The organism is Streptomyces sp. MK37H (assembly GCF_018035285.1).
In the GTDB taxonomy this organism is placed as follows: domain Bacteria; phylum Actinomycetota; class Actinomycetes; order Streptomycetales; family Streptomycetaceae; genus Streptomyces; species Streptomyces endocoffeicus.
Window position 1 is genome coordinate 1 of sequence record NZ_JAAAYH010000309.1, and the last position, 10,934, is coordinate 10,934.

At 73.1% G+C, this 10,934-nt stretch carries 7 protein-coding genes; 2 read left to right on the top strand and 5 right to left on the bottom strand.

Annotated features, from left to right (window positions below; all coding sequences use genetic code 11):
- Positions 1-12 precede the first annotated feature (12 nt).
- The gene (locus GWI24_RS31785) at positions 13-1,230 is read right to left on the bottom strand and encodes a PP2C family protein-serine/threonine phosphatase (RefSeq protein ID WP_210949479.1); all 1,218 of its coding nucleotides are present in this window, start codon (positions 1,228-1,230) and stop codon (positions 13-15) included.
- Positions 1,231-1,541: 311 nt separating this feature from the next.
- Here GWI24_RS31785 and GWI24_RS31790 point away from each other — a divergent pair, with 311 nt between their 5' ends.
- Complete coding sequence (locus GWI24_RS31790) at positions 1,542-5,144, top strand: trypsin-like peptidase domain-containing protein (RefSeq protein ID WP_210949481.1); 3,603 nt, start codon at positions 1,542-1,544, stop codon at positions 5,142-5,144.
- 6 nt (positions 5,145-5,150) lie between these two features.
- Positions 5,151-5,507: a CU044_2847 family protein gene (locus GWI24_RS31795; protein WP_210949483.1), complete on the top strand. Its 357-nt coding sequence runs from the start codon at positions 5,151-5,153 to the stop codon at positions 5,505-5,507.
- A 118-nt stretch (positions 5,508-5,625) separates the two neighbouring features.
- Here GWI24_RS31795 and pheT read toward each other — a convergent pair whose 3' ends face one another.
- The 4 genes from pheT to GWI24_RS31815 all read right to left on the bottom strand — a co-directional run.
- Positions 5,626-8,151, bottom strand: coding sequence for a phenylalanine--tRNA ligase subunit beta (gene pheT / locus GWI24_RS31800; protein ID WP_210949485.1), 2,526 nt, complete (start codon positions 8,149-8,151; stop codon positions 5,626-5,628).
- Positions 8,151-9,281: a phenylalanine--tRNA ligase subunit alpha gene (gene pheS, locus GWI24_RS31805; RefSeq protein ID WP_210949487.1), complete on the bottom strand. Its 1,131-nt coding sequence runs from the start codon at positions 9,279-9,281 to the stop codon at positions 8,151-8,153. Before pheS ends, pheT begins: the two co-directional genes overlap by 1 nt.
- Positions 9,282-9,502: 221 nt before the next feature.
- The gene (locus GWI24_RS31810) at positions 9,503-10,699 is read right to left on the bottom strand and encodes an ATP-binding protein (protein WP_210949488.1); all 1,197 of its coding nucleotides are present in this window, start codon (positions 10,697-10,699) and stop codon (positions 9,503-9,505) included.
- A gap of 45 nt (positions 10,700-10,744) precedes the next feature.
- The coding region (locus tag GWI24_RS31815) for a TrmH family RNA methyltransferase (RefSeq protein WP_281790898.1) at positions 10,745-10,934 on the bottom strand (190 nt) is incomplete at its 5' end.

Below are 10,934 nucleotides of genomic sequence, written 5' to 3' on the forward strand. Positions count from 1 at the left end.
GCTGACGCGGCACTAGCCCCGGTGGGCGTCGGCGGCTGGGACGGGGAGGGCCGAGGGGGCAGACAGCGGGCAGTGGTCGTAGCGCAGGACGAGCAGCGCTACGTCGTCGGCGAGCCGGCCACCGGTATGGCTCAGCAGCGCCGAGCGCACCCCCGCCACGACCGCCGCGGGGACGAGCGGTCCGGCGCCCGCGGCCTCGGACAGGGCGCGGCGCAGCGGGAAGAACGTGCCCTGGGCGTCGCGGGCGTCCTCGGCGCCGTCGGTGTGCAGCGCCAGGGTGTCGCCGGTTCCCAGGGAGCCCCAGTGGGCGGTGGGAAGTTCGGCGGGGAGCGGGAAGAGGCCGAGCGGCGGCAGCACTTCGCCGGGTGCGGTCTGCCGGGCCAGGGCCGGGCCCACGGGCTGTTCGCGGAGGCGGTGCGGCCACGGGTGGCCGCAGTTGAGCGCGGTGACCTCGCCGTCCCGGCCCACCTCCAGCAGCAGGACGGTCACGAACTCCTCGTCCACATGGCTGTCCAGCGGGCACTCCCCGTCGGCGCGGGCCCGCAGATGGCGCTCCAGGGCGCGGTCGAGCCGGCGCAGCACCCCGCTGAGCCGGGGTTCCTCATGGACGGCCTCGCGGAAGCTGCCGAGGACGGCGGCCACGGTGCCGATCGCGGCGAGGCCGTGCCCGCGCACATCGCCGATGATGACGCGGACGCCGTACGGGGTGGCCAGCGCCTCGTACAGATCGCCGCCGACGGCGGCGCCCCGGCTGGCCGACAGATGGCCGCCCGCCAGCTCGATGCCCTCCAGCCGGGCCGGGAGCGGCCGCAGCACCACGTCCTGCGCCGCGGCGGCCACCGCCCGGAGCTCCTCCAACTCGCGGACCAGCCGCACCTTGCGGCCCGCCGTGAGATAGCCGCCGAGGGCCACGGCGACGATCGCGCAGCAGGTGACCAGCGGGGCGTGCGGCTCCGTCACCTCGCCGTCGGGCTCCAGCGCGGTCGCGGGGGCGAGGGCGAACAGCAGACCGGCGCCGCCGAGCAGCAGAACGCATCTGCGGCGGCCGCCGCTCGCGCAGGCGATGGCGGGTGCGGCGGCGATGAGGGGGACGACCTCGGTGTGGTGCGGGGTCAGCAGCTCCCAGCAGATGACGCCGAGCACCCACAGACAGGGGACCGCGCGGGCGGCCGTCCGCAGGCTCCGTGCCCTCCGTACGAACGCGCCGCCGACTGCCGATGTGCCGATCATGTGTCGCCCCCAACGCCGGCCAATGAGGCGGTCGGCCGGGCCCCGGACGGTCGGTCCCGCATGGGCCGTACGACCGGCACGATTCTTGCGACAGCTTCTGTCAATTGGACCAGCCGCCTCCGCATCTCACCTGATCGGGTGACCGCGCCCCGGGCACCCACCCGAACACCCCGCCGTACCGCGGACGCGGTGTCGGCTGCTGCCAATTGGATTGCCGTACGAGGTGGCGACGGTCACACTTGTGTCATTCATCGCTGGGGGGGCGGTGCGCAGGCGACTGCCCCTCAGCTGGTGACCGAGTGGGGGGCCTCGTGAAACAGGACACAGCCGCGCCGAGTGACGCGTCGGTGGTGAGGATTCTGGGCGCCGGCGGCCGGCCCGAGGGAGCCGGGTTCCTCAGCGGATACCGTGAAGTGATCACCTGTGCCCATGTCGTGGCCAGGGCGCTGGGCGTCCCGTCCGACACGCTCGCGGAGCCACCGGCCGGACGGTTATGGGTCGACTTCCCCCTGGCGGAGTCCGGTCGGCGCATGGAGGTGCGGATCGCCTCCTGGACCCCGGTCCGGGCCGATGGGTCCGGAGACGTCGCCGTCCTGCGCCTGCTCACCGATCCGCCCACCAAGGCGACGGTGGCCCGGCTCGTGGAAGACGTGGCCGAACCGGACCGCCGCGTGCGCACCTTCGGCTTTCCCACCGCCTACGACGACGGCGCGTGGAGCGTCGGCTGGCTGCGCGGGCGGACCGGCGCCGGCTGGTTGCAGTACGACACGGACTCGTCCAGCGAGCACCGCGTACAAACCGGCTTCTCGGGCGCTCCGGTCTGGGATGTGGCCGAGGGCGGCGTGGTCGGTATGGTCGTCGCCGCCGACGACAGACCGGATGTGCGCACCGCCTACCTCATCCCGACACAGACGCTGCGCGAGAGCTCGTCGACGCTGGGCGAAACGGCGCTGCCCGCTTGCCCGTTCCGGGCCCTGGAGCCCTTCGAGGAGCGCGACGCCCGGCTGTTCCACGGCCGGGAGGAGCCGGCTCGGCGCATCGTCGACCTGCTCGGCTACGCACCGGCGATCAGCCTGGTCGGCCCGTCCGGCTGCGGCAAGTCCTCCTTGCTGCATGCCGGGGCGCTGCCGCGGCTACGCGGCCGCCGGGACCTGGAAATCGTCGCCTTCCGCCCCGGACAGCTCGGCCGGAGCCCGCTCACCGCCCTGGTCCTGGCCCTGCTTCCGCGCCTCGAGCCGGACCTGACCGAGACCGCGCGGCTGACCGGGCTGCCGGGACTGACGGATCTGGTGCGCACGGGCCAACTGCCCGCGGTCGTGGACCGGCTGCTCGAACGTCAGGGCAAGGACCGGCTGCTCGTGGTGGCCGACCAGTTCGAAGAAGCGCTCATCGGTACGGAGCGGGCGGAGCTGGACGCGCTGGCGGCCGCGCTCGGGCACGCTCTGCACCCCGGGTCCCGGCTGCGGGTCGTCACGACCCTGCGCGCCGACTTCCTCACCCCCGCCCTCCACCACCCCGGGCTCGCCCCGCTGTTCGCGGGCGACCGGCTGTTCACCGTGGGAGCGATGTCCGACGAGGAACTGCGCGCGGCCATCGAGCGTCCGCTGCACCACACCGGCGTCCGCTACGAACCGGGGCTGGTGGACCGGATCCTGGCCGATCTCGGCAGCGATCCGGGCCGGCTGCCCCTGCTGGAGTTCACCCTCACCAAGCTGTGGGAGCGCCAGCGGCGAGGCGTCATGGGACACGCCGCGTACGAGTCCCTGGGCCGCGTCAACGACGCGCTGGTGACCCATGCGGAACAGATCTGGACCGGCGCCCTCACCGAGGAGGAGCACCGGGCCGCCCGCACGCTGCTCGTCCAGCTCGCCCACCCCGGCGACGGCCGGGTCGAGCCCACCCGCCGCACCCTGACCCGCTCCGAACTGCCGCCTGAGCAATGGCGGATCGCCCAGCGGCTGATGACCACGCGCCTGGTCGTGCCCGGCGAGGAGTACCGCCCCGGCGACGGGCCGCCCGAGGAGACCGTGGAGCTGGCCCACGAGACGCTGCTGACGCACTGGAGCCGGCTGCGCGCGTTCTTCGAGGCCGACCGCGACTTCCGGGTGTGGCAGGAGGACCTGCGCCGACGCATCGCCCCGTGGTCCGCCGACAGGCGCTCCCGGGGCCGGCTGCTGCGAGGGGCGGATCTGCGGGACGCCCGGGAGTGGCACGCGCGACGCCAGGACGAGCTGCTTCCCGCGGAGAAGGAATACATCGAGGCGAGCGTCCGCGGCGCGCACCGCCGCCGTACCGCGATCGTCGCCCTCGTCGTCGTACTCGGCCTCATCGGAGGGGCCTTGGGGCTGGCGATCCGCTCCTGGCAACAGGACGTCACCACGGACTCGGCCACCCGGGCGTCCCGGGTCCTGCTCCAGCAGTCGCGCGACGCCGAGACCGGCTCCACCGACACCGGGGCCGCGTACACCGCACTGCTGCTGGCCCTGCGCGCCTACCGCACGCAGGACACCGAGCAGACCCGGGCGCGCCTCGGTGAGATGTACGCACGGTACGGCTTTGCCGACTTGCTCGCCCCCCGGTACACGTCGATGAGCGCGCTCCTCACGGACATGACGGGGCCCCTGCCGAGCTCCTCCCTCATCGACGCCGAGGGGCAGGTGATCGCCTCGCGGGACGCCGCCGGCAAGGTGGTCGTGCTGGAACGCACCGACAGCGGGGTACGGCGCCGGCTGCCCGCCGGCCATGACGCGGACGTCACGGCGGTCAGCCCGGACGGCTCTCTGGTGGCCATGGCCAAGGCACCGCCTCCCTTCGACACCGGTGGCGGTCAGCCGACTGCGCCGGCCGACCCGCGCGGGCTTCCGGTGCACCTGTACGACGTGCGTACCGGGAAGGACCGGACGCTGGAGCGTCCCGAGAAGGGTGATCCGCTTCCGGACACGTCGGGGGAGATACCGGGCTTCCCCGATCTGGAGTTCCCCGATCTGGAACTCCCCGACATCCCCGGCCTCGCGATGCCGACGACATACGCGCGGTTCACCTTCTCCCCCGACGGCTCGGTGCTGCTGGGCCAGACCGGTCTCTTCGGCGAAGACGGCCGGCTCGTGCTCTGGGACACCGCCACCGGCCGGATCGAGAAGACCATGCCCGGCCTGCCGGAGCCGGTCACCGCGCTGTGGCTGGCCAACGGCGGGAAACGCCTGATCACGATGAACGAGACGACGGCGAAGGGAGCGTCCTTGGAGACGACCCTCTCGGTGAAGCGATGGGACTTGAGCGGGTCGTCACCGCGCGGGCGCCAACTGCTGGCCTTCCCGAGATCGACCAAGAAGACCGTGGTGGCGGACGTGAGCCCGGACCTCACCCGGGCGGCCGTCGCGGAGACCCGGATCGGCGAGCTGAAGGTCGACCACCGGCTGTCCGTCTACCAACTGCCGAGCGGACGGCTCCTCCGCCAGAAGCGCTCCTCCCAGCAGGACACGGTGACCGGGGTCACCCTCTCCACCGGCGGCTCACGGATCCTGGTCTACGGAGGAATCCCCAACGCCTCCGTCCCGTCCTCCGCGTCCGCCGCGTCCGGCGGCTCCGCGGACGACGGCTTCCTCACCAGAGTGGACAGCCGATGGCAGATCGACCTGCTCGGCCCGGGGGACGCCCCGTCGGCGGTCCTGTCGGAGCGCGGCCTGCTCGCTGTCGTCGGCCCCGGCAGGGGGGGTGCGCTGCACCGGTTGCCCGGATCCACCGCCGGCACCGGCCCCACCGGCGCGCCGGCCAAGCGCCCGTCGGCTCCCGAGGCCAAGCGGTGGATGGCGCACCTGTGCGACACCCTCGGCGACGAGACGCTGCCGCCGGCCGTCGGCGAGAAGCTGCCCCCCGGTGCGTACCGGGGAGCGTTGTGCACGAGGAAGGGGTAGGGACGCGTGACCGAGACACAGCTCATCCGGGTGCCGCTGAACGGTTCCGAGGACTCGGGCGGCGCGGAAGCGGTGGTGGTGGAGGTCGAGCACGCCGCCTCCGGCATCGTGCGCGCCGCTCGGCCAGGCCAGGTCGCGGGAACCGCCGCACGGACGCTGAGCGAGAGCTTCGACCAGGTGCGCGCCGCGGCCGCGACGCTCCTGGACCGGCTGACCACGCTCCCCAGTCCGCCGAGCACGGTCGAAGTCGAACTCGGGGTGAAGATCAACGCTGAGGCCGGAGCGGTGATCGCCAAAACGGCGGCCGAGGGGAACTTCACGGTCAGACTGGTCTGGCAGCGGGACGACGGCCGCAGTCCATGAGAGTCACCTGGAAGGCCGCCCCGGTCCTGTCCGGCGGCGACAACGGCGGTGGGGCGCGTCCCGATGCGGGATGCGCCCCACCTCCGTGATCACGGCGAGCGGCGGGAGCCGGTCGCTGTCAGGCTCCGCGCAGGGTGGCGCCCGTGCGGTCGGCGGCAGCCGACACCGCGGCGTCGCGGGACGCGGCGATCTCCTCGGCGGTCAGCGTCCGGTCCGGGGCGCGGAAGCGCAGCGCGTAGGCCAGCGACTTCCTGCCCTCGCCGAGCTGCTCACCGGTGAAGACGTCGAACAGGCGGAGGGATTCGAGCAGTTCCCCCCCGCCCTCGCGCAGCGCCGTCTCGACCTCGGCCGCGGGCACGGAGGCGTCCACGACCAGCGCGACGTCCTGGGTGGCCACCGGGAACGTGGAGACGTGGGGCGCCTCCACGCGGCCGGCGCCGGCCTGCTCAAGACGGTCGAGCTCGATCTCCATCGCGCAGGTGCGCTCGGGCAGGCCCAGAGCCTTGGTGACCCGGGGGTGGAGCTCACCGGCGTTGCCGACGAGGATCTCCTCGCCGTCGACGACGGCCAGCAGCGCGGCGCAGCGGCCCGGGTGCCAGGGGTCCTGCTGGTCCTGGCGGACAATCAGCTCGGCGCCCGCCTCGCGGGCCACGATCCGGCCCGCCTCGACGGCGTCGGCCCAGCTCACCGGGGTGCCCTTGCCCCACCAGCCGGCCTGCTCGCGGTCGCCCGCCAGGACGACGGCGGCGCGTCGCGGCTGATGCGGCAGCGCCGCGTCGAGCCCGGCGATCTGCTCGTCGGTGGGACGGCGGTCGACGGGCAGGATGGCCGCGGGCGGCTCGTCACCGGTGGCGCGGAAGACCAGACCCGTCTCGAAGAGCGCGAGGTCGTGCTCGCCGCGGCCGGCGTTGCGGCGCAGCGCGCCGAGCAGCCCGGGCAGCAGCGTCGTACGGAGCGCGGGCTCGGTGTCCGACAGCGGGTTGACCAGCCGGACCAGATCGCGCCGCGGGTCGTCGGCGGCCAGCCCGAACTGGTCGAGGACCTCCTCGCCGAGGAACGGGTAGTTCAGCGCCTCGACGTATCCGGCCCCGGCCAGCGCCCGGCCGACCCGGCGGTGCAGCCGCTGACGCTCGGTCAGCCCGCGCCCGGCGGGGGGCCGGGGCAGGGTCGAGGGGAGGTTCTCGTACCCCTCGAGCCGGATGACCTCCTCGGCCAGGTCGTTGGGGTCGGTGAGGTCCGGCCGCCAGCTGGGCACGGTGACGGTGAGGTCGTCGGCGCCGTAGACATCACAGCCGATCTGCTGCAGCCGGCGCACCACGGTCTCGCGGCCGTAGGGCACCCCCGCGACCTTGTCCGGGTGGTCGGCGGGCAACGTGATGGTGTGCGGGGCGCTGGGCGCGATGATCTCGGTGACGCCCACCTCGGCGGTGCCGCCCGCGAGCAGCACCAGCAGGTCGACGGTGCGCTGCGCCGCCGCCGAGGTGGCCTCGGGGTCGACACCGCGCTCGAACCGGCGGGACGCCTCGGAGGACAGCCTGTGGCGGCGGGCGGTGCGGGCCACCGAGACGGGGGCGAAGTGGGCGGCCTCGATGACCACCTCGGTGGTGCCCGCCACCTGGCCGGACTCGGGGTCGGCGGCGGTGTCCGCGATCTCGGTGTTGGCACCGCCCATGACACCGGCGAGGCCGATGGGACCGCTCTCGTCGGTGATGACGAGGTCCTCGGCGTCCAGGACGCGCTGGATGCCGTCGAGGGTGGTGAGCTTCTCGCCGGGCTGCGCGCGGCGCACCCCGATCGCCCCGGTGATCCGGGAGCGGTCGTAGGCGTGCAGCGGCTGGCCCAGTTCGAGCATCACGTAGTTGGTGACGTCGACGGCGAGCGAGACCGGGCGCATCCCGGCCTTCTGGAGCCGGCGCTGGAGCCAGATCGGGGAGTGCGCCTCGGGGTCGAGCCCGGTGACGGTGCGGGCGGTGAAGCGGTCGCAGCCGACCGGGTCGGTGACCTTGACCGGGTAGCCATGGCTGTTGGGCGCGGGCACGTCCAGCAGGGCCGGGTCGCTCAGCGGCAACTCGTAGGCGGTCGCGGTCTCGCGGGCGATCCCGCGCATCGACAGGCAGTAGCCCCGGTCCGGGGTGACCGCGATGTCGAGGACCTCGTCGACGAGTTGGAGCAGCTCGATCGCGTCGGTGCCGACCTCGTACTCCGGCGGCAGCACGATGATGCCGTCGTGGTCGTCGGACATGCCCAGCTCGCTGGCGGAGCAGATCATGCCCTCGGAGGTCTTGCCGTAGGTCTTGCGCGCGGAGATCGCGAAGCCGCCGGGCAGCTCGGCGCCGGGCAGCACGACCACGACCTTGTCGCCGACCGCGAAGTTCCGGGCACCGCAGACGATGTTCTGCTGCTCACCCGTACCGTTGGCCTGGCCGACGTCCACCTGGCAGTAGCGGATGGGCTTCTTGAACCCCTCCAGCTCCTCGATGGCCAGCACCTGCCCGACGACCAGGGGGCCCTTGAGCCCGGCGCCGAGCTGCTCGACCGTCTCGACCTCGAGCCCGGCGGCGACGAGTTTGGCCTGTACGTCACGGCCGGTCTCACCGGCGGGCAGGTCGACGTACTCCCGCAGCCAAGAAAGCGGGACCCGCATCAGATCTCCATCCCGAAGGGCCGGGTGAAGCGCACATCACCCTCGACCATGTCTCGCATGTCTTCCACGTTGTGCCGGAACATCAGCATCCGCTCGATGCCGAAGCCGAAGGCGAAGCCGCTGTACCTGTCCGGGTCGACACCGCAGGCGATGAGCACCCGCGGGTTGACCATGCCGCAGCCGCCCAGCTCGATCCAGCCCTCGCTGGAGCAGGTGCGGCAGGGCCGGTCCGGGTTGCCCACGGACTCGCCGCGGCACACGTAGCACAGCATGTCCATCTCGGCGGACGGCTCGGTGAACGGGAAGAAGTTCGGCCGCAGCCGGGTGGTCATGCCCTCGCCGAAGAGCGCCCGCACCATGTGGTCGAGCGTGCCCTTGAGGTCGGCCATGGTCAGGCCCTCGTCGATGGCCAGCAGCTCGACCTGGTGGAAGACGGGGGTGTGGGTGGCGTCCAGCTCATCGGTGCGGAAGGTGCGGCCCGGGCAGATCACATAGATGGGCGGCTCGCGGTCGATCATCGACCGGATCTGCACCGGCGAGGTGTGGGTGCGCAGCACCACACCGGACGACTCACCGTCCTGGTCGCCCTTGGCGCCCCGCACGAAGAAGGTGTCCTGCATCTCGCGGGCGGGGTGGTCGGGCGGGAAGTTGAGCGCGTCGAAGTTGAACCACTCGGCCTCCACCTCGGGGCCCTCGGCGACCTCGTAGCCCATCGCCACGAAGACGTCCTCGATGCGCTCGGAGAGCGTGGTGATCGGGTGGCGGGCGCCGGCCGGGGTGCGGTCGTACGGCAGGGTGACGTCCACCGCCTCCTCGACCAGCACCCGGGCGTCACGCTCCGCCTCAAGCTCCTCCTGCCGGGCCTTCAGCGCCTGGTTGACCTGGCCGCGGGCCTGGCCGACGCGCTTGCCCGCGTCCGCCTTGGCGTGCGGCGGCAGGGCGCCGATCTCGCGGTTGGCGAGCGCCAGCGGCGAGCGGTCGCCGGTGTGGGCGACCTTCACCTCGCGCAGCGCCTCGAGATCCCCGGCGGCGGTGATGGCGGCGAGCGCCTCGTCCCGCCTGCGGGCGATCTCTTCCGGTTTCAGTGCCTCGACCTCGACAGGGTCATACGACTTATTGGGTGCCGACATCTCTTCCCGTGCTTCCGTTTGTCCCCCAGCTACCGCTGGGAGGTGCCCCCCGGCTGCGCGACCCCGGCTCGACTGGCTGCGACCGCTGCGCCCCGTGCAGGGGACGCCAAAGGTGCCAAAGCCCGAGTCTAAGGGGCGCGAGAGGGGCGCTGTCCCGGGGGACGCCGCGCGACGGCCGCCGCGCTCGGGGTCCCCCCGTGCTGGAGAAGCCCGCGGGTGGATCAGGCCAGATAGGCCGGGGTGCCCACGGGCAGGATAAATCGGAACTCCGCGCCGCCGCCGCGGGCCCGGTCGACGGTGATCGTGCCGCCGTGGGCCTCGACGATGCCCTTGACGATATAGAGCCCCAGGCCGGTGCCGCCGCGCTTGCTGCCCCGCCAGAAGCGGGTGAAGACGCGGCTCATCGACTCCTCCGGGATACCGGGGCCCTCGTCGCTCACGGTGACGGCGGTCCTTTCGACAGTGGGGCCTTCAGTGGGGCCTTCCGCGACCGGCCTGGCCGGTGCGGGCGCTATATCAATGGTGACCGTTCCCTCGCCGTGGCGCACCGCGTTTTCCAGCAGGTTGCCCAGCACCTGATCGATCTTGTCCGGATCGGCCCACAGCCTGGGCAGCGGCCCCCTGACCCTGATCAGGAACCGCTCGGCGGTGTGCCCGGCCGCGGTGAGCGCCTGCACATGGCGGCGGACGGCGGCGGCGAGGTCCACCGGCTGGCGGCGCACCTCCAGCCGGCCGGAGTCGATCCGGGAGATGTCCAGCAGCTCGGCGATCAGCCGGGTGACCCGGTTGGCGTCGGCGTCGACGGTCTCCAGCATCAGCCGCTTCTGGTCGTCGGTGAACCGCTCCCACTTGGCCAGCAGTGTGGCCGTGAACCCCTTCACGGACGTCAGCGGCGAGCGCAGCTCATGGGCGACGGTCGCGATCAGCTCGGCATGGCTGCGCTCGGTGCGGCGGCGGGCCTCGGTGCCGCGCAGACAGACCACCACCCGGCGCACCGGCCCGGTCGGCCGCTCGCGCACATAGCGGGCCGAGACCAGCACCTCGCGGCCGCCCGGCAGCAGCAGGTTCCGCTCGGGCTGACCGGCCCGGATGGCCAGCCCTCCATAGGGATCGGTCAGCGCCCACCAGCGCCGGCCGTCCAGGTCCTCTAACGGCAGGGCCACCTCGAGCCGACGGCCGATCGCGTCCGCGGGGTCGGTGGCGGTGATGCGGGCCGCCGCCGCGTTGAAGCAGGTGACCAGGCCGGTTTCATCGGCCACGACCAGGCCGTCGGGCAGATCGTCGGGGTGTGGTCCGAGCGCGTCCGGCGCACCACCGGGGACCTCCCCGGTGGACGGGCGGCCGTGCCCGCCGCCGAGCGGCTCCGCTCCGGGCGCATGGGCTTCGGCCGCCCTGGCGCCGGAGGTCCTGACGTCCATCCCCACACCCCCTCTCGGGTCCCCATCCCAGAGGGGGCAACCCTACTAGGTCGATGTGACGGAGCGGCACCCTGCGGGAGCACGCTGCGCACGAGCGGAGGCATAGAGGCACACGGCGGCGGCCGTGGCCAGGTTGAGGCTCTCGGCCCTGCCGTGAATCGGAACGCGCACCACCTCGTCCGCGAGTGCGCGGGTAGCCTCCGGCAGACCCCATGCCTCATTGCCGAAGATCCAG

Excerpts from the sequence above, each read along its gene's own strand:
- GWI24_RS31785 (WP_210949479.1), bottom strand. The coding sequence starts at position 1,230 with ATGATCGGCACATCGGCAGTCGGCGGCGCGTTCGTACGGAGGGCACGG.
- pheT (WP_210949485.1), bottom strand. The coding sequence starts at position 8,151 with ATGCGGGTCCCGCTTTCTTGGCTGCGGGAGTACGTCGACCTGCCCGCC.
- pheS (WP_210949487.1), bottom strand. The coding sequence starts at position 9,281 with ATGTCGGCACCCAATAAGTCGTATGACCCTGTCGAGGTCGAGGCACTG.
- GWI24_RS31810 (WP_210949488.1), bottom strand. The coding sequence starts at position 10,699 with ATGGACGTCAGGACCTCCGGCGCCAGGGCGGCCGAAGCCCATGCGCCC.